The organism is Microcystis sp. BLCC-F209, from assembly GCF_041928595.1.
GTDB lineage: Bacteria > Cyanobacteriota > Cyanobacteriia > Cyanobacteriales > Microcystaceae > Microcystis.
Window position 1 is genome coordinate 1 of sequence record NZ_JBHFLL010000030.1, and the last position, 24,025, is coordinate 24,025.

At 40.8% G+C, this 24,025-nt stretch carries 18 protein-coding genes; 8 read left to right on the top strand and 10 right to left on the bottom strand.

The annotated features are described in order from the left end of the window. The 5 genes from cbiD to ACE1AQ_RS02235 form a co-directional block, all read left to right on the top strand. Positions 1 to 1,020, top strand: a 1,020-nt coding sequence (cbiD, locus tag ACE1AQ_RS02215) for a cobalt-precorrin-5B (C(1))-methyltransferase CbiD (protein ID WP_374807769.1), incomplete at its 5' end; no start/stop codon positions are given. Positions 1,021 to 1,381: 361 nt separating this feature from the next. Beyond that, positions 1,382 to 3,007, top strand: coding sequence for a glutamine-hydrolyzing GMP synthase (guaA, locus tag ACE1AQ_RS02220; RefSeq protein WP_374807771.1), 1,626 nt, complete (start codon positions 1,382 to 1,384; stop codon positions 3,005 to 3,007). 88 nt (positions 3,008 to 3,095) lie between these two features. After that, positions 3,096 to 4,337 (top strand): DUF262 domain-containing protein, encoded by a 1,242-nt coding sequence (locus ACE1AQ_RS02225; RefSeq protein ID WP_110543088.1) that lies wholly within the window; start codon positions 3,096 to 3,098, stop codon positions 4,335 to 4,337. 14 nt (positions 4,338 to 4,351) lie between these two features. Continuing rightward, positions 4,352 to 4,990: a HEPN domain-containing protein gene (locus ACE1AQ_RS02230; RefSeq protein WP_110543091.1), complete on the top strand. Its 639-nt coding sequence runs from the start codon at positions 4,352 to 4,354 to the stop codon at positions 4,988 to 4,990. An 85-nt stretch (positions 4,991 to 5,075) separates the two neighbouring features. Next, positions 5,076 to 6,344, top strand: coding sequence for a DNA cytosine methyltransferase (locus ACE1AQ_RS02235; protein ID WP_110543093.1), 1,269 nt, complete (start codon positions 5,076 to 5,078; stop codon positions 6,342 to 6,344). A gap of 190 nt (positions 6,345 to 6,534) precedes the next feature. On the opposite strand, the gene ACE1AQ_RS02240 is transcribed toward ACE1AQ_RS02235, so the two are convergent. The 8 genes from ACE1AQ_RS02240 to sir form a co-directional block, all read right to left on the bottom strand. After that, positions 6,535 to 8,154, bottom strand: coding sequence for a S8 family serine peptidase (locus ACE1AQ_RS02240; protein WP_110543096.1), 1,620 nt, complete (start codon positions 8,152 to 8,154; stop codon positions 6,535 to 6,537). 43 nt (positions 8,155 to 8,197) lie between these two features. After that, on the bottom strand, positions 8,198 to 9,283 hold the full coding sequence (gene cax / locus ACE1AQ_RS02245) for a calcium/proton exchanger (RefSeq protein WP_110543098.1): 1,086 nt from the start codon (positions 9,281 to 9,283) through the stop codon (positions 8,198 to 8,200). Beyond that, positions 9,280 to 9,741: a cupredoxin domain-containing protein gene (locus ACE1AQ_RS02250; RefSeq protein WP_008206124.1), complete on the bottom strand. Its 462-nt coding sequence runs from the start codon at positions 9,739 to 9,741 to the stop codon at positions 9,280 to 9,282. The genes cax and ACE1AQ_RS02250 overlap by 4 nt, the downstream gene beginning before the upstream one ends. 162 nt (positions 9,742 to 9,903) lie before the next feature. Beyond that, the gene (locus ACE1AQ_RS02255; RefSeq protein ID WP_002735547.1) at positions 9,904 to 10,212 is read right to left on the bottom strand and encodes a DUF6679 family protein; all 309 of its coding nucleotides are present in this window, start codon (positions 10,210 to 10,212) and stop codon (positions 9,904 to 9,906) included. Positions 10,213 to 11,166: 954 nt separating this feature from the next. Next, a complete protein-coding gene (locus ACE1AQ_RS02260) occupies positions 11,167 to 12,300 on the bottom strand; it encodes a P-loop NTPase fold protein (protein ID WP_371413452.1) in 1,134 nt (377 codons plus the stop codon). An 81-nt stretch (positions 12,301 to 12,381) separates the two neighbouring features. Then, entirely contained in the window at positions 12,382 to 12,540 is a 159-nt protein-coding gene (locus ACE1AQ_RS02265) for a hypothetical protein (protein WP_008205187.1), read from the bottom strand. A 1-nt stretch (position 12,541) separates the two neighbouring features. Beyond that, positions 12,542 to 14,008 carry a tetratricopeptide repeat protein gene (locus ACE1AQ_RS02270; RefSeq protein ID WP_374807776.1) on the bottom strand — a complete coding sequence of 489 codons (1,467 nt, stop codon included), beginning with the start codon at positions 14,006 to 14,008 and terminating at the stop codon, positions 12,542 to 12,544. Positions 14,009 to 14,110: 102 nt separating this feature from the next. Next, positions 14,111 to 16,048, bottom strand: a complete 1,938-nt coding sequence (gene sir / locus ACE1AQ_RS02275) for a sulfite reductase, ferredoxin dependent (RefSeq protein ID WP_008206117.1) — start codon at positions 16,046 to 16,048, stop codon at positions 14,111 to 14,113. A 196-nt stretch (positions 16,049 to 16,244) separates the two neighbouring features. On the opposite strand from sir, the gene ACE1AQ_RS02280 reads away from it, so the two are divergent. Then, positions 16,245 to 18,644, top strand: a complete 2,400-nt coding sequence (locus ACE1AQ_RS02280) for an ATP-binding cassette domain-containing protein (protein ID WP_110543105.1) — start codon at positions 16,245 to 16,247, stop codon at positions 18,642 to 18,644. Positions 18,645 to 18,869: 225 nt separating this feature from the next. Here the strand turns inward: ACE1AQ_RS02280 and msrA are convergent, their stop codons facing one another. Continuing rightward, on the bottom strand, positions 18,870 to 19,532 hold the full coding sequence (gene msrA / locus ACE1AQ_RS02285; protein WP_110543108.1) for a peptide-methionine (S)-S-oxide reductase MsrA: 663 nt from the start codon (positions 19,530 to 19,532) through the stop codon (positions 18,870 to 18,872). Between the two features lie 450 nt (positions 19,533 to 19,982). On the opposite strand from msrA, the gene ACE1AQ_RS02290 reads away from it, so the two are divergent. Next, positions 19,983 to 20,120 (top strand): hypothetical protein, encoded by a 138-nt coding sequence (locus tag ACE1AQ_RS02290; protein WP_172969286.1) that lies wholly within the window; start codon positions 19,983 to 19,985, stop codon positions 20,118 to 20,120. Beyond that, entirely contained in the window at positions 20,117 to 22,099 is a 1,983-nt protein-coding gene (locus tag ACE1AQ_RS02295; RefSeq protein WP_110543111.1) for an ATP-dependent endonuclease, read from the top strand. The genes ACE1AQ_RS02290 and ACE1AQ_RS02295 overlap by 4 nt, the downstream gene beginning before the upstream one ends. A 219-nt stretch (positions 22,100 to 22,318) precedes the next feature. On the opposite strand, the gene ACE1AQ_RS02300 is transcribed toward ACE1AQ_RS02295, so the two are convergent. Continuing rightward, positions 22,319 to 23,971 (bottom strand): DUF6930 domain-containing protein, encoded by a 1,653-nt coding sequence (locus ACE1AQ_RS02300; protein ID WP_110543113.1) that lies wholly within the window; start codon positions 23,969 to 23,971, stop codon positions 22,319 to 22,321. Positions 23,972 to 24,025: the final 54 nt, after the last annotated feature.

A 24,025-nucleotide genomic window follows, 5' to 3' on the forward strand; every position in this document is an offset into this window, starting at 1 on the left:
GTTACTTTTAATCTTTTAGAACCGCCAGAAGCCGTTACAATTGCCATCGAACAAGTTGCCCGACTGAACCCCGATGCTGCCCTAGCCATCACCCGCAGCGATCCGGGGGATAATTTAGATTTAACTAGAAATACCCCTATATGGGCGTTAGTAGAAAGAAAAACGGGTAATCAAGAGATAGAGATTCAAGGCGGCGAAGGAATCGGCCTACAGGTTGATAATGGTGGAAAATCAGCTATTTATAGTTATGCCCAGCGTCTGCTGCAAGAAAACCTCAGACCCCTGTTACTGCCCCAAGAAAGCATCAAAGTGACGATTATCCTGCCAGAAGGCAAAAAACTGGCCACAAGGACTTCTAACGCCGCTTTTGGCGTGGTAGAGGGATTATCTTTGTTGGGTACCACTGGCATTTCCCAACCCCTGAGCGCTCCCGGACAGTTGGAAATCTTTCGCGAGCAATTAAAAAATTTATCCCTTCGTTTTGATCGCTTGGTGTTTTGTATCGGGGAAAATGGCTTAGATTTAGCCCCTCAAATGGGTATTAATCCTGATATTTTGGTAAAAACAGCCAATTGGATCGGGCCGATGTTATTAGAGGCACAATTACAGGGAATCTCTGAAATTCTTTTGTTTGGTTATCACGGTAAATTAATTAAACTTGCCGGGGGAATCTTTCAGACTCACCATCATCTGGCCGATGGTCGTCGGGAAATTCTCACCGCCTACGCCGCTAAAATGGGTTTAGCTACCCCCCATCTCCGGCAAATTTTTGACAGTAGCACCAGCGAAAACGGTCTGGAATATCTGCGTCAATTAGACCGGCAAACGGGCGATAATTGGGTGGAACGCATCTATGGAGAAATGGCTAATACGATTGATCGCCGTTGCCAAGAATACGTTTATAACCACAGTAACGGTCATCTTGGGGTCGGTTGTATTTTATTCGATCGCTCTCGTTCTTTGATCAGCAAAAGCGAAAATGGCCTTAAATTTTTGCAAAATCTACAAGTCACTCCCTAGTGACCGTGCTATGATCGTGGGAATATTTAGGGCTTGCTGAAAAAGTACGGGCGAAGCATTCGGATAGAAAATCTACGGTTTCACCGATAGGTTATTGCCCGAATGCTTCGCCCCTACAGGACGCGGGCCGATGAAGACGCAAGGTTTTGAACGACGATTCTCTCAAAATCTTGCACCTGTTTCGCTCGTAAAGCCCCAAAACCCTTACTTTGCCTACATTTCACATTTATTCAGCAAGCCCTATTTAGTCTTAAAAAATGAAACTAATAAGGCCACACTATTGTAGCTTATTTCCAGAACAATAGCCGATTTAGTTTACAAATCTTTAACCTTTTCCTGCCAGTTTCTTTTTTTGATCGCAGTGACAACTCAAACCCCCCTTCCTACCCCTCAAGAGACTTTGCCCTCAGAGTCCTTCACTAATAGCCTTAATCGTCAAATAATCATCATTCTTGACTTTGGCTCCCAGTATTCTGAATTAATCGCCCGCAGAATCCGGGAAACCAATGTTTACTCGGAAGTTCTCTCCTATCGTACCAGCGCCGAACAATTGGCCCAAATCAACCCGAAAGGAATAATTCTTTCGGGCGGTCCCAATTCCGTTTATGATCCTGGAGCGCCTCACTGTGATCCAGAAATTTGGAATTTAGGTGTACCCATCCTCGGAGTTTGCTACGGGATGCAATTGATGGTACAGCAGTTAGGGGGCAGGGTAGAACGGGCAAAACGGGCCGAATACGGCAAAGCATCCCTATTTATCAACGATCCTACCGATTTATTAACCAATGTCGAGGACGGTTCCACCGCTTGGATGAGTCACGGAGATTCCTGCGTGGAATTGCCATCGGGTTTTGAAATTCTCGCTCATACCGATAATACCGATTGTGCGGCCATTGCCGATCACAGGAAAAAACTCTTTGGAGTGCAGTTTCACCCGGAAGTTGTCCATTCTGTAGGAGGAATCGCCTTAATTCGGAATTTCGTCTATCATATCTGCAAATGCGAACCCACTTGGACCACGGAAGCTTTTGTCGAGGAATCGATCCGAGAAATTAGGGCAAAAGTGGGCGATAAGCGAGTTTTATTGGCTTTATCTGGCGGTGTGGACTCCTCTACCTTAGCATTCTTGTTGCATCGAGCGATCGGTGATCAACTAACCTGTATGTTTATCGATCAGGGATTCATGCGTAAGGGTGAACCAGAACGATTAATGCAGATATTTAACGAGCAATTCCATATTAGAGTCGAGTATGTCAACGCTAGAAAGCGATTTTTAGCGCAAGTGGCCGGTGTCACGGATCCCGAAGAAAAGCGCCGTCGTATCGGCCATGAATTTATTCAGGTGTTTGAAGAAGAATCAAATCGTTTGGGACCCTTTGATTATCTGGCCCAAGGAACTTTATATCCCGATGTGATTGAATCGGCCGATAGTAATGTGGATCCCAAAACCGGGGAAAGAGTCGCGGTTAAAATTAAAAGTCATCATAACGTTGGTGGACTGCCGAAAAATCTCCGGTTTAAATTAGTCGAACCCCTGCGAAAATTATTTAAGGATGAGGTGAGAAAATTAGGTCGATCGATCGGTCTTCCGGAAGAAATTGTTCGTCGTCAACCTTTCCCCGGCCCCGGTTTAGCGATTCGCATTTTAGGGGAAGTGACCGCAGATAAATTAAATATTTTGCGCGATGCAGATTGGGTGGTGCGCGACGAGATTAATAAGCAGGGAATGTATCACGATTTCTGGCAAGCTTTCGCGGTTTTATTGCCTGTCCGCAGTGTGGGAGTGATGGGAGATCAACGTACCTACGCTTATCCCATTGTCCTACGTTTAGTCAGCAGTGAAGACGGAATGACTGCCGATTGGTCGCGGGTTCCCTATGATTTATTGGAGACAATTTCTAATCGCATTGTCAATGAAGTTAAGGGAGTTAACCGCGTGGTTTATGATATTACTTCTAAGCCCCCCGGAACTATAGAATGGGAGTAGTATTGAATTATTGATTGATTGTTAGTCCCGTCCAAATATTGGGGCGGGATTTTTGCAGAATAGACAATTGAGGAGATTAATTACTACCATGACACAGTTAGAGATTTTAGAAGAAATAGAAGCGGTGGATTTTGCGGAAGAAGAAGAAGATATTGAAGGAGAATCAGCAAACCAAAAAAAGCTACAACTCAAAGAAATCTCCGAGACTGTTGTTGCTGGAAGTGATTGGACTACCGCAACGATCCGCGATCAATTAATTCGAGAAAATATTCAACTCAATCCGCGCTTTCAAAGACGAGATGCTTGGAATATTACTCGTAAAAGTCGATTTATTGAATCCCTAATTCTAGGGTTTCCAGTCCCACTGATTGTCTTAGCTACTAATAATAAGGAAAAAGGTAAATTTATCGTTCTTGATGGCAAACAACGCCTACTAACAATTTTACAGTTTTATGGTGACAGTGCCACACCTAATAATAGTTTTACTTTAAAAGATTTAGAATTTCTAGATAATCTCAATGGCTGCCAATATCAGGATCTAAAAAATGACTTCAATTTGAATGATTTCTTAGACCAACTGGATAATCAAACTATCCGCACGATTGTTATCCGTAATTGGAAAACGGAGAGTTTCCTCCATAAAATTTTTCTGCGTCTCAATGTGGAAAATACCCCTTTGTCTTCTCAAGAATTAAGACAAGCATTACACCCAGGGGGTTTTATTAATTTTTTAGATGATCGAGCGATCGAAAGTCAAGCATTAAAGAAAATATTTAAATCTTCCTATCCCGATTTCCGGATGCGCGACACTGATATACTATTGCGTTATTTAGCTTTTCATTATTATTTATCCGATTATCGCGGTGATGTTAAGATACTTCTAGATAAAACCTGTCAAAATTTCAATCAAGAATGGGAAAAACGCTCAGATGAAATTATCAATGTTGTTGATCAATTTGAAAAAGCTGTCCAAACAACAATTAATATTTTTGGAGAGAAAAACTTTTCTCGTCTCTGGTTATATAAAGAAGGAAAGTATCGAAGTCAGTTCAATCGAGCAATTTTAGATGTGATGGTTTTTTACTTTTGCGATGATCTAATTAGAGCAGCTGCCGAGAAAAACAAAGAACAGATAGAAAATGCTTTTAAAGAATTATTATCTAACCCTGACAATGAATTTAGGAACTCAGTAGAAAAAACTACTAAAAGTATTAGAGCAACTTACAATCGTTTTCATTTATGGGGTCAAGCTTTATCAAAAGTATTAGATATTAACTTCAATATTCCTCAGATGGAAGACAATCGTATTATTTTTAAGGGGTTAAGATAGTTAGTTTTTTTACTATGCCGAAATCTCTGAGATTTAGACAACTAACCAAAGAATTGAATCGACTAAAAAAACAATTACTACGTCGTAAATTTAGCGAGATAAATGAATATTCTGAAAGACAATTAGCTTTAACTTTTGCCTATCGAGTTTTTGCTCATGCTGAGATTGAATCTTATCTTGAAGATCGAGTTTGGGATACCGTACTGACAGCAAAAAAAATCTGGGATAATCAAGGTAAAGCTAGTGGAGTTTTGTTATGTGTAATCGCTTTTTCTGGTCAAGAAATGGAAGCTCCTCCCGACACCCTTACTCCTCTTAAAGGTAAGAAAAATCTGCCTGAAGATAAACTAAAAATCACTAAAAAAATTGACATAGCGATTAGATGTTTTAAATCAGTTATCGATCAAAATCATGGGATTAAAGAAACTAACCTATTAAAATTACTCTTACCAATCGGCATCGATAGTGATGACTTAGATAAAGTTTGGTTACTAAATATGGATACTTTTGGAGAAGAACGCGGTGAAATCGCTCATTCTTCGGGAATAAAAACGAAAAAAACGCCTAACCCTGCCGACGAATTAGAGAGAGTTAAACAAATTATTCAAGAATTAGAGAAAGTCGATCAATTGATTACTAACTTGCTCAAGTAATTGCACTCTTAATAAAACTTAAAGTGTTAATTATATCAGAAATATAGTATAATGAAAGGCAGACAATAGAGAGCTAATCATCAAGGTGAAACATAGACCAATTGCGATCGATTTATTTGCTGGCTGCGGTGGGATGTCTCTTGGTCTAGAAGCGGCGGGATTTGATATTGCTGTAGCGGTGGAGTTTGATGCAGTCCATTCTTTGGTTCATCATTTTAACTTTCCCTATTGTCAAACTATTTGCCGGGATATAGCCAAAGTAACAAGTAGAGAAATATGGGAATTATTAAAACTAAAAGGCTATGCCACCGATGTTAGTTTAATTGCCGGCGGTCCCCCCTGCCAAGGTTTTTCATTGATTGGTAAACGACAAATAGATGATCCTAGAAATTCTCTTGTATTTGAATATCTGCGGATTGTAGCAGAAATTAAACCCAAGTATTTTATCTTTGAAAATGTCCCCGGCATGGCTACGGGTAAACATAAACAATTTTTAGAGGAGTTAATCTCTGAATTTGAAGCTATTGGCTATACAATTAATCAGCCAATTAAAATCCTTGATGCCAGTGAATATGGCGCACCACAAAAGCGCAGAAGATTAATCTTAATTGGTAGTCGAAAAGACGTTCCGATGGCTAAATATCCTTTGACAAAGACCGTCGATTTAAACTCAGCCAAAAAATCAGCTTTTACCAGCGTCCATGATGCGATTTCAGATTTAGAATTAATACCAGCCTTTATCGATACTGATTTAGGCATACCTGCATCAAAATTAGATTATAGTGGTAAGAGGAAAAAATATTCAGTGCAGCCAGGGGATATTTTTAAACTTTGCCATCAAAGAACAGTAGATACAAAAATCTATGGACATATAGGCTCAGTTCATACCCAAGCATCAATTGATAGATTTATCGTAACCGAACCGGGTACAGTGGAGCCAAAAAGTCGCTTTTTAAAGCTTTCTCCCACTGGTTTATGTAATACTCTCCGGGCCGGAACTAATAGTGATAAAGGGGCCTATACTGCTCCTAGACCCATTCACTATTCTGTTCCTCGTTGTATTACTGTACGAGAAGCCGCCAGATTACATACATTCCCCGATTGGTTTCAGTTTCACCGCACAATATGGCATGGTTTTCGTGAGATTGGTAATGCGGTTATTCCGCTATTATCGAAAGAACTTGGCTCTTCTGTGATGGGAGCAATGAATATCAATCCCGCTAATCTCAACCGAGTTATTTTAGAAAAAATGCCCGAAGACTTATTGCTGTATAATATGTCTCAGGCATCAAACTATTGGGGAATCTCTGACGATGTTATCCCGAAAAGAAAACGAGGTGTCTCTCAGAGATAGTACAATTAACTGCCAATCGAACTTGAAAAACTCGCTACCATCTTCTCACTCCCCTATACTTTTTAAACAGGATTTAAGTAAGTGGTTTTAATTAAATAGAAGATAGATTTTGCCTTCGATCCCCCCTGCCCCCCTTGATAAGGGGGGTATCTGACAACTTTTAACACCTACCTACTTACTATCATTTTTATTATTCGGGAACCGTCCACCAAGCAAGAGCAAAAGCCTGTTCTTTTTCGTTAACTTGTTGACGATATTGAACCCGAATTTTATAGTTTCCAGAGATAGGTACAGGACAAAAAATATGCTCTAAACTATCACTATCACTCAGGGAAGCACAGGTGTATTTAGTATTATTATCCTCCTGGGCAGGTAAAAGATAAACATCTAAATTATTCAGGCTGCGATCCCGGAAACTTTCATCGAGATCATAGAGGTTATTGCGATTAGTATCGATTAGTTCTACCAAACGATCCCAAGCTAAAGTTATCGAAACAAAACTGTTAGCTTTTAAGGGCTTCTCTAGGGCATAATCTTGATAACTATTAGCGGTAACTGTATTGTAATCCCAACCAATGGCAGGAATAGATTCTGCGGCCGACCATTGACCATTACTAAACTGTTGGTAGGCGCGAAAAGTGTTAAGATGTCCCGTCCCCATCTGCATATCTAAAGGAATTTTCGGGTCTTTATAAGCATCGGACTCTAACCAAGTTTTTTGGTCTTTAGTTAAGACCGTCCGTCTCATACCCAACCGTAACCCATCGCCCGTATCTTTAATTTTGTCGGCAGCATTAAGCATCACTGCCTTCATCACTTGATGATGACGAGAATCGAGACTCCAATGGGGATTTTTTTGATTAATTTGTTGATCGCCGTATTCTTGTAAAAGTGCCACGGATGCTGTAATATGAGGGGCGGCGAAACTGGTGCCACTAACAGTATTTAATTTACCTTTGAGGTCATAAAGCTCTATTTTATTGCCGGGGGCAACTAAATTAATTGACCGCCGCGAACCATCATTAATTTCCCGTTTAATTAAACTGCGACCAATACCCACTGGCAAAGCACTAATATTAGCAAAATCAACTTTAGTAAATTTTCCTTCTCTTTTGGCTGTATAAGCGGTAGTAATGCCGTTAAAATGATCGGTGGGAATGGGAATTCCTCCCTTACCTTGATTACCGGCAATTACATAAAGAACATCCTCAACTCGCGATGACCAATCAACACATTGAGTTAATAAAGCTTGACCATCTAATTTTGGTTCCTGTCGTTGATCTCTTTGCAAAGATTCCCCAAAACTAAAGTTAATCGCTCGCACATCACCGCTATTTTGTCGGGCAATATTTTGGCTAGTAAGACATTCTTCCGGTTGTCCACCGCGTCGCAAAGAACCCACCGCCCCCGAATATAATCTCGCTTTTGGGGCCACTCCGGGGATTTTTTTATCATCACTGACCATCACCGTTGCCACCATAGCGGCGTGATTATCTAGATAGGTGTTGGGTTTGGCAATTTGATCGCGAAAAAAAACACCGGCTAATTTATAGGGAGGCTGCCAAGCTGCCACTTTATCATAACCGAACTGAGCCGGTCGGCCGATTTCCACTTGACCGATGGCAATTTTTCGCCCTAATAAATTATAGGGTTCCGCCCGCAGGCGATCAGCATAAATTCCCTGTTCACCGATGGAATTAGAAAGAACTAGGGAAGGAAGCAGAATTATCGTTACTACTAACCCGACGACAAACCAAAACCCTCTTTTCATCATCAGCAATCCTGCGGCAGTAAGGTGATACCGATCCATTTTAAGACAGAAATCTCATAAAATACCGAAATCTCTTTTTTGGCTAGGTGGGATGGTAATAAAAAGCCACTGCCAAGATTAAATAGGTAGCTAGTAATAGGGTTCCATCTAACCAATTGGAACGACCAGTAAAGCTGATTAAATTAGTGACAACCACCGCCACAATTAAAGCCACCACGTTAAAGGGATTAAAATTTAAATCCATCGGTTGCTGCCAAAATTGACCGATAAAAACTAATAAAGGTGCCACGAATAAAGCCACCAATAAACTATCACCCATAGCCACGGAAACCGTTAAATCCATCTGATTTTTTAGGGCTAATTGAGTGACGGTAACTATTCCAGAAACATCGCTAATTAAAGGAATAAAAATTACCCCGATAAAGAGAGGAGTGAGATTAAATCCTTCCATCACCGATTCCACTACATCAACAAATAAATCCGACTCATAGGCTACAGCTACAGTGGAAGTAAGCAGCACAAGTAACCAAATCCAGACTTGAGCTTTTTCTTCCTCACTAACCTGATTGTCGGGGGTATTTTCGTTACTTAATCCCACTTCGTAGAGATAGCTATGGGTTTTCAGGGAAAATAATAAGGTTAACCCGTAAACTATTAATAAAACCGTGGCGGTGACTAGGGAAAGACGGAGAATATCGGCAACTTCCACCACCTTAGAAGTATATATTACTAAAGTTGGTAAAGCGATCGCTATTACTGCTAAAGTCATAGAAGAACCATTTACCCGCGCTAAAATCGGTTTAAATTCCTGCTCTTTGTAGCGAATTCCTCCCGTGAGCATTCCCATGCCCATAAATAATAATAAATCGCTGAGAATACTACCGGTAATACTGGCTTGTACGATGTCCACCAAGCCTTTTTTTAGGGCAATTAAGGCAATAACTAAAGTGGTAGTATTGCCAAAGATAGCATTAACTAATCCTCCCAAAGTTGGCCCAGTGACTACGGCAACTCTTTCCACAGACGTACTTAACCAAATTGACAGGGGAATAATCGATAAAGCGGCAGTGATAAAAATAGCTTGATCTCCCCAATTAAGACGACTAGCGACCACCGATAGGGGAATAAATAATAGGAAAGCAAAGGAGACAATTTTTCTTAAATTCATGGGTTATTAATGGCAATTTCTCCCACCATTCCCGCTTCGGCATGACCCGGAATAGTACAGATTAATTTATACTTACCGGTTTTGAGTGGAACTATTACCCATTCTGCCTGTGCATTAGGTTTTAATTCTAGTTCGTGAATTGCCCCTTTAATCTCCACTTTTCCCGCTTCAACTTTCTGAGTCCAACTAGCATCAGCGAAGTCTTTAGCGGTAAAATAATGTTTAGTGGGACTGGGATTATCGAGGATTAATTTGTATTTTTGTCCAGCAATAAAGTCTAGTTGACTAGGAAAGAATTTTAATTCTCCTTGCCCGGAGCCTAGACTAATTTTAACTTCTAGAGGGGCAGAGCCAGCGAAGGCGGGAAAAGTTACTAACCAACAACTAATTAAAATTATTACTACTGCCACAAATTTTTGATAGATATCCTTGCCAGCGAAGTAGGGATTAGAATTCATTTTGCTCCTGCAGCTGATAATAGAGAAAATCTGACGGCTTTGACGATAATTTTAGAACAAGTGGTGATTCTTAGCGGCTCTCTTCCCTTCCATTCCCTAAAAGTCCCTTGGCTACTGTTCAAACCTCGGGACTTCTAGCCACTGTAATTTAAATCGACAAAATTAATCTAAGCTATCGGGAGAATGGGGATAAAGTTGTTCTGCTTCCGGACAATCTTCCGAGACATTAATATCAGGATTCGTCCGCGACACCGATGCCAGTTTTCTGCTCACCGCACCGATACTTTCTAAACGCACCATTTCTTCCCAAGAACTAATTTCGTCTTCTTCCTCTGTTTCGTAGCGAATGGTGACGAGATCGCTTTCTAGATCGATAATACGAGCATTATCAATCCATCTTTGCTGATCGCGCAAGAAAATGCAGACTTCCTGACCATCCATACAGAATTGATAAATCTTGCGGTGTAACATAAATTGCTCCTAAACAGCTTCTTTTGTTGAATTCAACTAACGGGAAGTGACAAAATGCCAATCTCAGCAATAGCTCAAAAATTCCCGCGGATAACACAAAAGGGAGAAAAATTCCGCTATCAGTGGCAAGAATGGGAAAGGAAAGTCAGGTTTCCGGTTTGGGGCTACGTTCTTCAAAGACATCGATTCGATTAATAGACGGCCTCGGCGATCACTAAAAAATCGCCCTTATAGAGTCATTGTGACATAAATTTTCACTTCCTAACAGTATTCCTGGATGGAATCGGCAATAAGGTTTAGGGATGAGGTTATCCCATTTTTCTTTATTCATGGCAGGCATTCTACACCCCTCTCGCGCCCCTCCAACCCCCCACATCGGTAGGGTAGGGGGAGTTGGGGGGTGAGGGCAATTAACCATATCTGCCATTACTTTTGAAAAATGCTATCAGTACCGTCCCCTTTCCAACCCCGAAAAATAGCTATAGACGCTCTGTCATCTTGGCAAGTCATGGGCCATCGCTCGCCACTTGATTCCGTTGGCCGATAGATAGGGTTTGCTGAAAAAGTAAGGGCGAAGCATTCGGATAGAAAATCTACGGTTTCAGCGATAGGTTATGCCAAATGCTTCGCCCCGACAGGACGCGATCGCCGCTCAAGATGCCAGGTTTTTGAGCCACTAGCTGGAAAATCTTGCAGCTGCTTGGCCAAACAGTCCCCCAAACCCCTTACCTCGTCTATATTTCACATTTATTCAGCCAACCCTAAATAAAAAATGGCTGTGAGCTTATAGCTACTTCAGGGTAAGCGCATCTTAAGGATCCTTGACAAAATGAACTTTATGTGAGTTGCTTACCCAGAGAGCGATTCAGGCATATTTGAGGAGAATTTGCCATCTCAATTGTTAATAGCGTTTGAGATGCGCTCACCTTGTACATCGAAGGAGCTATTTATTATTTACTCAGACTGAGACTCAGGGGGTAACTTAGGTTGAAATAATTGGGAAGGAACAAAACGAAAACCGCTTTGATCTTCTTGACGAATTAATAATCCTTGTTCTTCCATCGATTTAAGTTGGGGCAAGAGAGCAACAAAGGTTATAGCATCAAGTTTAGCCAAAGTTTGATCAGAAATATTCTCACTAATGCCACCGGCTTGATGAGCAACGTATAATAAATGACGAAACTCAGGACGTAAGGAATAAGTAAAGTGTTCTTGAAGGATTTGCCAAATTGAATAAAAAGCAGTTTCATCAATAATTTCATATCCTTCTGAAGCAGCTTGCCGTAATACTTTTTCACAGATAGTATTCAGTTCTCGAGGAATTCCTTGAGCGTAACCCGTAATTAAATTGATGACTTCCTCTGTGAAAGGATAGGTATCATTTCGCTGTTCGTTTCTGGCACTATTAAGATAATTAATAGCAATGTGACGTAAATCATCTTGACTCATGGGTTCAAGGGGAATATCTTCAGAAAAGATACCAAGGGCTTTTAAGGTTGCTTCTTGAAGCTCGGTAAAGCCTCTTCCTGTCATGATAAATCCTCGATGTTTTCCCATCCGAAATAAATCTAAACTACTTTCTAAAATTGTTTGGACAACAATGGGGTCTTTTTTGTCAAAATCATCAATGGCAATAACAATACGAGAATAAATTTCTTCGGCTCTATTTAATAAACGAATGAGTAAAGGATAGGGATCAATTTTATCTGTGGGAGTGACTGAATTTGCAGGAACTTCTTGTCGTCTTCCAAAGGATAAAAAGCCTAATTTAACTTGCCCTTCGATAGTGGTTTTATTGCGTTGGATAGAATACCCTAAAAGCGTATTAGCAATGTCTCTTGATTCTTGATCACTATCCGCTAAACTATCGGCTACAGCTAATAATAAAGCACGATAAAATTCCGTGGAACTTTCCCCAGGAATACTGCTAATATAAAGCAATAACATTTTTTCATTTAATTGGTTAACTTCCTGTTGTAACTGGTTAATTAAATTAAAAATTAAGGCGGTTTTACCAATACCCCAAGCTCCCCTAACTAGGATATTACGTCCTTCATATAAGTAGGTGGGTGGAATTAAATATAAAATGAACGTAGGTTGGGTTGAAGCATGAAACCCAACGCCCGCATGGGTTACGCTACCGCTAACCCATCCTACAAATAATTGTGCCTACCTACTTAGGGTCGGAATAACTATATCTAAAACTTGATCTCGTCCATAAAAAATCTTTGCTAATTTTTTGCGATCATCGGGGGGAGTTGGTCGAAAAGGATTTTCTATCAGTCCCCATTTTTTGAGAGTTGATTGATAACGGCTGAGTCTTGTCATTTTAAGCAGATTGTAGAATTTTTAGTAGATGATTAATTTCCTCTAGTCGTTCCTTATCATTGTTTTCTTGATAATATGTTTGTGCTTCTTTTAAATGACTACAAGCTTGGGAAATCTTGCCAATTTGTATTTCTAGATTGCCCAGTGCAGTTGTCACAGAAGCCACATTATCTTGATCACCTAAACGACGGAATAGACGTAAAGAATCTTTAAAATAAAGTCTTGCCTGTTCGAGCCTACCAGTGCGATGATAGAGACGGGCAAGTTCCAATAAAATTGGAGCCAAACTACTAATATCCTTTTGTTTTTGATAAAGTTGCTGACAGCTTTCTAAGTGTTCAATAGCTTCTGTATAATATCCACCCTCAAATAAAGCTTTTCCTAATTGATAGGAATAGTTAAAATATAAGGTTTTGTCTTCGGTTTTTTCAATAATTTCTCCAGCTTGTTTATAAGAGTTAATTGCTTGTTGAATGTCTGCCACTTTACCAAGAAGTTTAAATCGTTCTCTGAGAGTATTGGCTAAATTATATTGTGTCTCTGCCCAATCTCTTGGAAAGGCTTGACGGGTATAAATTTGTAAGGCTTCTTGATAACAGACAATTGCATTTTCGATATTCTCGGCTTTATTCCCTCTAATTCGTTTACTGTAAGCATTACCTAAATTATTTTGTGTTACTGCCCAATCTTGAGGAAAAGCATCACGGGTCAACACTTCTAAAGACTGGTTGTAAGCAACAATAGCTAACTCTAGATTATCTGCTCTTTCCCCTTTGATGCGATGTCTATAAGCATTCCCCAGATTATTTTGTGTCCTTGCCCATTCATAAGGAAAAGCATCACGGGTATAGACTTCTAAAGACAGGTTATAAGCAACAATAGCTAACTCTAAATTTTCTGCCCTTTCCCCTCTGATGCGTTGACTATAAGCAGCACCCAGATTATTTTGTATCCTTGCCCATTCATAAGGAAAAGCATCACGGGTACAGACTTCTAAAGACTGGTTATAAGCAACAATAGCTAACTCTAAATTTTCTGCCCTTTCCCCTCTGATGCGCTTATTATAAGCATTCCCCAGATTATTTTGTACGCTTGCCCATTCATAAGGAAAAGCATCACGGGTACAGACTTCTAAAACCGTTTGATAGCCTGTAATAGCGATTTCTGGATTATTAGCCCGACTTCCCAAGGGAAAATTTTGAATATCAACACATAAATTCTGAATCACCCCGACAATACCCGCCACTTCTTCTGGTTTCCCTTGAGAAAACCTATATCTAGCCCATTGTTGCAACAGTTGGGCAAAGATATCATCTAACAGATGTTGACCGCGTTGTAGGATAGGATAAACCACCGTAGGATCGCTATTACTGTCATATTCTGCTTGTAAGACTTCTGATAAAAACTCCTGATATTCCTCTATACTTCCCCCTTGAGGGTTGAGAAACTGCCCCAAGTGTTGCACCATATCGCGTAACCAAGATGATGTGATGGACGATGATTTTTTCGACAGACCGACCCTATGAATATACTAATTAAAAAAAGGTGGGTTAAGTCCCACCTTGATAACTTAGGATTTTTGGCTGAAATAGGCCTCTAGCGCCTCATTGATGATTTGATTCATCGGCCGTTTTTCCGTTTCCGAAGCTTCCTTGAGACGGACAAACATATCATCGGGGACGCTGACACGGTTTTGATTTTTACGCACGCGTTTGGGTTTTGATTCAGTGGTAGTAGTTTCGGTCATTTTAGGTGTGTAGGTGGCTGAAAATGCTTGTAAAGCAGGGAAATTGACTCGATGACAGAATTCTCCGAAGGTTTCGTTATTTTGTTGATCCTGTTGGAAGTAAACAAAAATCGGTTCTAAGACCTTTTCTAGATCATCGATCGCCATTTTATCCAAATAGGGGCGCGCTAGTCGAGTTTGATCGGCTGTTCCCCCTAACCAGAGTTGGTAGGAATTGGGAGCGCTACCCACAAATCCTAATTCTGCCATATAGGGACGCGCGCAGCCATTAGGACATCCTGTCATGCGGATGACAAATTCCTCTTTGCTTAATCCTAAGCGATTAAGCAGGGCGCGAATGCGTTCAATCACGCTGGGTAAAATTCTTTCTGACTCAGTAATCGCTAATCCACAGGTAGGCCAAGCGGGACAGGCCATGGCATAACGGGTTAAAGGGTCAATTTCGGCGGGATTGGTGACAATTCCGTGTTCTTTCAGGATCGCCTCGATCGCTTGTTGATCCTGGGGTTCGATGTCGTAGAGAATGATATTGTGGTTAGCCGTCAAGCGCATGGGTAACTGAAAACGCTCGATAATCACTTTTAAGGCGGTTTTTAGCTGAAAACTGCCTTCATTTTTGACCCGGCCATTCTCCACAGAAAGACCAAAAAATAATTTTCCGTCTCCCTGTTCATTCCATCCCAAAAAGTCTTGATATTTCCAGTCGGGGAGGGGTTGGTAGGGGGCAATTTTTTGACCGAAATAACCCTCAACAGTGCTGCGGAATTTTTCTACTCCCCATTCTTCGAGGATATATTTCATTCTCGCATGACGACGCTCGCCGCGATCACCGTAATCCCTTTGGGTTGCCACGATCGCTTTTACCAGATCGTACACCTCTTCTTTGTCCACATAACCGATCGGATCGGCCATTCTGGGGAAAGTTTCCTCCTTATTGTGGGTCCTTCCCAGTCCACCCCCCGCAAGGATGTTAAAACCTCGCAATTCCCCGTTTGCATCGGTAATCACCACCAAACCGAGGTCATTGGTGTAGATATCGATGGAGTTGTCTCCGGGTACGGTGACACCGATCTTGAACTTACGGGGCATATAATGTTGACCGTAGATCGGTTCGATGGGATCGTTTTTGTTAATCCCATTTGTATCTTTTTGTCTCGATGCCTTGACTTCTGGGGCTTCTTCTGCACTGATAACTTTTTCGCCATCGAGCCAAATTTCGTAGTAGGCTCCAGTTTGGGGACTGAGCAAATCGGCGATATTATTGGCATATTCCCAAGCATAGCCGTATTCGGGGCGATTTTTGTAGGGGGCTGGCGGTGCGGTGACATTGCGGTTAACATCACCACAGGCCGCTAAAGTGGATCCCATACTGCGAATAATTTCCCCGAGGGTAGCTTTGAGATTTTTCTTTAAAATGCCGTGTAATTGGAAGCCTTGGCGGGTTGTCACCCGTAAAGTGCCGTTACCATAGCGATCGGACAAACTATCGAGGGTAAGATATAGTTGCGCGGGAATAAACCCCCCCGGACTGCGGGTACGCAACATCATTTGATAGTCTTTTTCTTGACCTTTGGTTCTATTGTCGCGATTATGCTGTTGATAGGAACCGTGAAACTTGAGGATCTGCACCGCCGCATCGGTAAAATGAGTTGTATCTTCGAGGAGTTCACTGGCCAAAGGTTCTCGTAGATAATTACTGCGTTCTTTGATACCTTCGACTTTAGAAACCTTGGCGGTAGGAGAAATAGGAGTTGTAACCATCGTCTAACAGCACGATAACCTGTGGATAGGTCTTAGGAATAGGAATTTAGACAAGCTCGATCGATCCTAAGAAGTTTTACTAAGATGATCTCTAGAGTTCGTTCCAGACTCTGAGGTTAACAGTAGCGATCGAGACCTTAATTCTATCTTAGCTTCTTACCGTCCCCCGCGAACGCCATCTACCGATCGAATTTTTATGACCAATTCTCCCAACATTAAAACGGTTATTAGTCAAGAACCCTACATTATTCTTAACAATCAGGGAGAAATTCTCCCTTCTATTAATCTGAGTCGTCCTAATTATAAATTGGGACGGGATGATCAACAGGTGGATTTAGTTGTTCCCCCACACTGGACGGTGGTGAGTCGAGTCCAAGCTTGTTTTCGTCGTCAGGGAGATGATTACTATATCTACGATGGAGACGGAACTAATCCTAGTTCCAATCAACTTTTTATCAACAATCGCGTCATTACCCCCAAAGAGGGCCATCTTTTACAAAATGGGGATGAGATTAATATCGGTCAAGATGCCAAAAATTCGGTCAAGATTACCTATTATCATCCTAACCAACTGGTAAAAAGCCCCCCTTTAGCTTTTAAATCGGTTTCCCTAGGCCATCGCAGTGTAGTTTTAGGACGAGATAATGCTGCGACTGTGGTTTTAGACGCGCCGACAATTTCCCGACAACACGCGATTATCGACAGCGATAACCAAAATCGTTATATTCTCCACGACCAAAGCACCAATGGAGTCTTTATCGACGGACAAAAAGTATCGGGTAGTGCCATTTTAACCAACGGTTGTACGGTGAGAATCGGCCCCTATAGTTTTTGTTTGCAGGGAGATGAATTAGTTTTATTAGATACGGGGGATAATATCCGTCTAGATGCCGAAAATATCGTCAGGATGGTGCGGGATAAAAAGAAACAACCCTTGATAATTCTCAATCATATCTCCTTGCCGATCGAACCGAGTCAATTAGTGGCGATTGTCGGGGGAAGTGGTGCGGGAAAATCGACTTTATTAAAGACTTTATTAGGAATTGAACCCACCACCTCCGGGACAGTTTATCTGAATGGGGAAGAGCTGCGCCAGAATTTTAATATCTATCGCACCCAAATCGGTTATGTTCCCCAATACGATATCGTTCACAGGGATTTAACTGTGGGAGAAGTGTTATATTATGCCTCTAAATTAAGGCTACCTCCGGATATTAATTGCCAAGAAGTGATCGAGAAAACCCTGCAGCAGGTGGAATTGTTAGCAAGAAGAAATACTTTAGTCAGAGACTTAAGTGGTGGTCAGTTAAAAAGGGTGAGTATTGCGGTAGAATTATTAGCCAATCCCAAATTATTCTTTTTAGATGAACCCACCTCGGGATTAGACCCCGGTTTAGATAAAAAGATGATGGAACTGCTGGCAAAATTGGCCAAAGAAGGCAGAACAATTCTCCTAGTCACCCATGCTACTAATAATATCAATCTCTGCGATCGATTAGTTTTTCTCGGTCAAGGGGGCAATTTATGTTATTTTGGTTCTCCGGGGGAGGCCTTAAATTTTTTCTCTTTACCTCAGGGGGATTTTGCCGATATTTATATTCATCTGGAAACTAGCGAAAAAGTTGAGCAAGAATGCCAACGTTTCCAACAATCCAACTACTACAAAAATAATATTGAAGCAAGAATAGGTAAAGTATTTCAGCAAAATAAGAGTAAACCGCAACAGGTTCAACAGTCTTTTTGGCTACAACTACAGGTTTTATGTCAACGCTATAGCCAATTAATTATCCGCGATCAGGTTAGTTTAATTTTATCCCTATTAACCGCCCCGATCGGAATTTTATTAATGGCCATGGTTTTAGGGGACGAAAATCCTTTATTTTTGGGGGATAATCCCAGTTTTGAGCAGGCTATCCAATCCGCACCTTTAGCCTTAAAAACTCTCTTTGTTTTTACCTGCGCGCAATTGTGGGTAGGTTTTGCCTGTTCCCTACAGGAAATTGTCAAAGAATCGCCAATTTATCGGCGAGAAAGATTAGTTAATCTGGGATTATTACCCTATTTATTGTCAAAAAGTCTGGTTTTAGCAGCCTTGGCCTTTCTGCAAACAATTGTCATTAACTGCGTGATATTTTGGGGATTTACTGACCCGCAACCGGAGTTAATGACTTGGTTAATTGGCTGTTTTATTACCACATTTTTAACTATATTTGCGGCGATTAATCTCGGTTTATTAATTTCTGCTGGCGTTAGTAATATCACCCAAGCAAATAGTGCCTTACCTTTAATTTTAATCCCTCAGATTATCTTTGCTGGGGTATTATTTAACTTAGAATATCTGGGAAAATATCTATCATGGTTGATGATTAGTCGCTGGTCAATTGCTGCCTACGGTGTATTAGTAGAGGTGGAAGCTATGATTGCAGAAGCGAAAGAACAAAATAGTTTTAATTTCCCTTTACCCTTTGAGGATGCCAATCAAGTTTATCAATTATCTATCAATAATTTGTTATTGAATTGGGGAGTATTAATTCTTCATTCTCTTATTTATTTTCTCCTTACCTATTGGTGGCAAAAAAGAAAAGATATTTTATGATCTAAATTATGAATTATGAATTATGAATTATGAATGATGAATGATGAATGATGAATGATGAATGATGAATTATGAATGATGAATTATGAATTATGAATTATGAATTATGAATTATGAATGATGAATTATGAATTATGAATTATGAATTATGAATTATGAATTATGAATTATGAATTATGAATGATAACTGATAACTGATAACTGATCACTGACTCCTAACCCTACTTAATTTAACTTCAGATCAAGAGCGATCGGACATTCCACTTTCGTTCCCCCTAAACCGCAGTAACCGCCGGGGTTTTTCGCTAAATACTGCTGATGATAAACTTCAGCATAATAAAATTCAGGTGCGTCGAGAATTTCCGTGGTAATCTGACCGTAGTTCGCTTTATTGAGAGCTTCTTGATAGATCGATCGAGATTTTTCCGCTAATTGCTTTTGCTGGGGACTATAGGTATAGATACCCGATCGATACTGAGTTCCCGTATCATTACCCTGACGCATTCCTTGGGTGGGATTATGACTTTCCCAGAAAACCTTTAACAGTTGTTCGTAGGAAATCACACTGGGATCATAGACCACTAAGACCACTTCATTATGCCCAGTCATGCCTGTACACACTTCCTGATAGGTGGGATTAGGGGTGATACCAGCCGCATAACCCACGGCCGTGGTGTAAACACCTTCTAATTGCCAAAATTTGCGCTCTGCTCCCCAAAAACAGCCTAAACCGAACATTGCACTTTCCATACCGCCAGGGAAGGGGGGCTGCAAAGGATGACCGTTAACGTAGTGGCCGCTAGGTACGGGCATTTTTTCCGATCGCCCGGGTAGTGCTTCCCTTGCTGTGGGCAAAGTTACTTTTTTTCCGAATCCGAATAACACCATAATTAAGAATTTGTCCAGAAAGTTTTACCTTACTTTACATTGTCGCTTAATTTTGGCGATTTCAGTGATCGGTGATCAGAACCGAGGCTGCAGCTCAATTTTTGTCAATCTACTGATACCATTTTTCTCAAGTAATGGCAGAGATGGTTAATTTCCCTTCCCCCCAACCCCGGTCCGGCGAAGGGAAGAGGCGAGTAGGATGCCTGCCACGAATAAAGAAAAATGCTATCAGCCAATTACTTTGAGAGTTAAGCAGTAAGCGTTAAGGTTGTTGGGTTTCGCTTTTTCAATTGAATTAATACGTTTTCCCCCAAGTATTGTTTCGCTCAAACCAACCTATGAGACTGCTCCCTAATTAGATTTAATTGGGCTAACCTACTTCCCAATTGTGTTAGCATCAGAGATAAGTATAAAACAGCCGAACGATTAAAGCGGGACTATTGGCTCTATGTGGTGTTTAACTGTGGGATGATGTCGGAAGTTTATGTCATTCGAGATGCGGTTACGCTAGGACGGCAACCTGTTACAAGCATTGAACATTATCAGCTTGGACTAGAGGCAATTCTACGGCAGGATGAACGGGAATGAAGATCAGCAAAATTCAGATTAAAAATTTTAAGTCTTTTCAAGATGTTACCGTAGATTTAGATCCTGATTTTAATGTCTTTACTGGGGTTAATAATTCAGGAAAAACCAATTTGCTAGAGGCGATCGCTCTTTGGCATGAGTGTTTTAACTTCTTGTTATACCAAGCAATTCGTGCTAAACCTGAACGTTATCGAGCGGGGCATTATGTTTTTAAAGATACTCAGTATTTACTTTACACAGATGTAAAAACGGTTCGTAGTTCTAATATTGATGACTTATTTTATCAGTGCGATAAAAGTCAAAAAATTGAATTAATTTTTATCTTTCAAGACATATATTCTGAGCAAAGACCAAACCCATTATTAAAGATTGGTTTTTCAATTACAAATTCCCATGGCAACAGCTACAAGCTAGAATTTTTAAATCGTCAAGATTTTGATTTTTTTCAGTTTAACCAACTATTTCATAATTTTCCTAAAGCAATTGGCTGTTCTTTTGCTTCTCCTGTTGCAACGATTAGAGCAGACGAAAGATTTTTAACTACTCCGCAGGTACTAGAAGCAATTCAAAAGCGAGAATCGGTTGAAGTCATTCGTAATCGTCTATACACTCTTCATAGTGATCAAGCAGATCCTCAATTGTATGAGAGATTTAAGCGCGATTTGTCGTATATTCTCTTTGATAGCCCTAGTGCAGAGGTTAGCTTTTTTACTTCTAGTGATTTTCGGGATGATGTCAAAGTTATTATTAATTACAAAATTGATAATCGTGATATAGAAAAAGATATTTCTTTACTGGGAAGTGGGACAATACAGATTATTGTAATTTTATTAAATTTATATTCTTTTGGGCAAAGAAATGATCTCAATTTGATTCTTTTTGATGAGCCTGATAGTCATATTCATCGTGACATACAGAGTCGGCTAATCAATACACTGCTTAGATTCTCTGAGACAACACAAATTTTTTTAACAACTCATAATGAAAGTTTAATTCGACAGGTTTCTTTACATCAATTATTTCATCTGGAAAATAGACCTCAATATAATTATAATGCTTTATCTCGACAAGAACTTCCCGTAGAGCCACGCTTTAAAGGAATTTATCCCTCTGCGCTAAATCCTATTATTAGTTCTTTAGAGAATAGTAATGGTTTAGATTTTATTAATGCCGTTGAAGCGGATAAAATCATTTTTGTCGAAGGTCAGGATGATGCAAAAGCAATTTATACGTTATTACAAAAGAATACTATTGGTATAAATACAAAAAAATATTCTTTCTGGGTGATGGGTGGAGTCTCTCAAATTTTTAAGGATTTACCTAGTTATAAAAAGATTTTTCAGTTAATTAAAAATCAGCAGAATTTATGGCAAAAATCTGTATTGATTTTTGATAGAGATTTCTTAAATGACGACCATAAAAATCTAATTATAAATAATTTAAATAATCGGTTTAATTTGCCAACTTATATCCCAAGTGCATATACGTTTGAATCTATTTTATTTACAGATTTTGATAAATTAGGTAGGTTACTTTTTCTGTGGTTAAGTCACCAGCAAAATTCGATTTCAGTGGATGCCGGAAGTCTTGCTCAAGGTCTTAAACAAGCCTATCTGAACTATATGAATCCCAAATTACAGCAATTACTCAATGATGATGAGGCATTTGAACAAATCATCTATCAATGCCGCTCTATTCGGGATAAGCTTAAGAGTGATGATATGTTGGGTACAAATGATAGGTCAATTCCAGAAAATGATGTTCAATTATCAACTGCTTATCGCAACTATTTCAATCAAATTTTGAATACACGGGATTTTTACAAGTATGCCAAAAAAGATGACGTTCAAGCAATTATCAATCAGGTGATCAGCCCTCATAATATAGAGTTCAATATTGAGCAAGATTTTATTTCATTACTCAATCTTGTTGATCGCTCGACTTGGTTTAATGAGTGGGATTTTTTAACGAGATTGTAGAATTTTAACCATGATGACCTACCCTAAACGACTGATCAAAGTTGACTTACCCGTTAAGGGAATTTCTGCCCATGCGCGGCGGTAAAAATCGATTCGTCATGGGTATATTTCTACACTTCATAGCGCAGCTTGACGGTGGGAGTATGTCAATGAATTGGCTAAACAAACTGATTACTGGTCACTGTTCACTGAAAAAAGCTCCGTCGCTGCCGGTTCAAATTAACCAAAGTGAGGCATAAGAGTTAAAACTCCCAAGTCTAAATCTTTACTATCGATCGATTTTGCCTCGTAGAGGGCTAACATATCGTTTAATTGGGGATTACCGCAGGAGGAACCAGTTACCCCCATGGCAACAATCAAACCACAATAACCCTCGGTATTTTTGATGCGTTTTTGCCAATTGCGGCGAGCATTACGGTGGTCGGGATCATCTTGCTCGAATTCCCCAAACAGATAGAGATCACCATTAGCCATTTTCAGAATGCCGAGATCATAACGGGTATCTTCGAGGGGATCTTCGCCGGGGTTAAAACCAATGGCCTCCAAACCGCCAGCTTGTTGGATTTTTTCGATCAGTTCCTTGGCTTTCGGTCGGGAGGTCTGGATCATCACCACGGGGAAACCCTCTCCTTTTGTCGGTACGGATTGGGGTTGATAATGGATTTTCGGCCGATTGCGAATTTTATCCAATAATTGCCAGGGAACCATTCCCAGACTCAGATGTGCATTATCAGGGACGAGATTCTCCTTGAGTACGGATTCTTCCTCATCATCATCCTCATCATCATCCTCATCGTCGTCGTCCTCCTCTAAGAGTTGCATAAATTCCGCACATAGATCGGGCATCGTGGCCACCGTCACCGCCACAGTTTCCCCTTTTGCCTGTTCGGGATCGAGGGGAATGCGAAAACGACGCTGTAATTCTCCGATCGGTTCTTCGGATAAAGCGGATTGATTGCCTTTAAAAAAGCGCAACAGAGCCATTAAAGCTAAATATACCGTGATTGCTTCTTCTTCATCCAAATAGGGGCGAATACCTTCGTAGGGATGCACACTGCCGAAAACTGGATGGATTTGGGAAGGGGCGACCGAGGCCAGATCGTAGTCATCCTCATCATCGTCCTCGTCATCATCGGCCAATTCGTAGCTTAAAAACCAGCAATCTTGGGAAAGAAAGGCTTTTTCTAGTCTTTCCATCGATTTTTCTTCTAAAGCGGCCTGCCGGAATTGTTTGAGGGATTCCAGGGAACGATAGAGAATGACTCCGTATTCCCGACCGAGCATTCCCATGACACAGGCGTAAAGATTCGGGAAATCGGGGCGATCGAGCTTAATTTGCAAAATATCGTAATCAGCTAAACAGGACCAGGGTTCAGCTTTCCAAATTTCGTGAGCGGTTTTCACTAAAGCGGACTGCCAAGTGGGGGGAATTGCCGGGGGGCGGTTATTTTGGAATTCCTCGAACCCACGAAAGAGATCATCGATCAGGGGCAAACTGGGGACATAATCGATGGTGATATCGAGATCTTGTAGTACCCCGCGCAGAAAAAACTGTGTTTCTCGATCACGGACGATAATTTTTTTCGGTCTCGCTGGCCGGGCGGGATTTTGCGGCGTTTCGATGGCGCGGATTAAGGTTCTCACCATGGCCTCTGGTCCGGTTTCGGGGGAAACTACTTCCATAGCGCGTACACAGCCCTCGCTACCATCCACCCAGATCACGCACTCGCCACCGCTTTCTTGATTTGGTTCTAGGGTGGCCCGGGGCATTCTCTCGGATAAGGATAAAGCACGACGATCTCCTTCCCAAACGCTGGGAATTTGTGGGATTTTTTTGAGGCGGCTTTGGGTGGTCCGGGGCAGAAGATTCATCGGGAAATTTAGGGGTAGCTGTGTTAGGATTTTAACCTTTTCTTTTCAAGGATT

Coding starts and splice junctions, on each gene's coding strand:
- ACE1AQ_RS02280 (WP_110543105.1), top strand. CDS start 16,245: ATGACCAATTCTCCCAACATTAAAACGGTTATTAGTCAAGAACCCTAC.
- ACE1AQ_RS02240 (WP_110543096.1), bottom strand. CDS start 8,154: ATGGATCGGTATCACCTTACTGCCGCAGGATTGCTGATGATGAAAAGA.
- ACE1AQ_RS02270 (WP_374807776.1), bottom strand. CDS start 14,008: ATGGTGCAACACTTGGGGCAGTTTCTCAACCCTCAAGGGGGAAGTATA.
- ACE1AQ_RS02230 (WP_110543091.1), top strand. CDS start 4,352: ATGCCGAAATCTCTGAGATTTAGACAACTAACCAAAGAATTGAATCGA.
- ACE1AQ_RS02295 (WP_110543111.1), top strand. CDS start 20,117: ATGAAGATCAGCAAAATTCAGATTAAAAATTTTAAGTCTTTTCAAGAT.
- msrA (WP_110543108.1), bottom strand. CDS start 19,532: ATGGTGTTATTCGGATTCGGAAAAAAAGTAACTTTGCCCACAGCAAGG.
- ACE1AQ_RS02225 (WP_110543088.1), top strand. CDS start 3,096: ATGACACAGTTAGAGATTTTAGAAGAAATAGAAGCGGTGGATTTTGCG.
- sir (WP_008206117.1), bottom strand. CDS start 16,048: ATGGTTACAACTCCTATTTCTCCTACCGCCAAGGTTTCTAAAGTCGAA.
- ACE1AQ_RS02255 (WP_002735547.1), bottom strand. CDS start 10,212: ATGTTACACCGCAAGATTTATCAATTCTGTATGGATGGTCAGGAAGTC.
- ACE1AQ_RS02300 (WP_110543113.1), bottom strand. CDS start 23,971: ATGAATCTTCTGCCCCGGACCACCCAAAGCCGCCTCAAAAAAATCCCA.
- ACE1AQ_RS02265 (WP_008205187.1), bottom strand. CDS start 12,540: ATGACAAGACTCAGCCGTTATCAATCAACTCTCAAAAAATGGGGACTG.
- cax (WP_110543098.1), bottom strand. CDS start 9,283: ATGAATTTAAGAAAAATTGTCTCCTTTGCTTTCCTATTATTTATTCCC.
- ACE1AQ_RS02250 (WP_008206124.1), bottom strand. CDS start 9,741: ATGAATTCTAATCCCTACTTCGCTGGCAAGGATATCTATCAAAAATTT.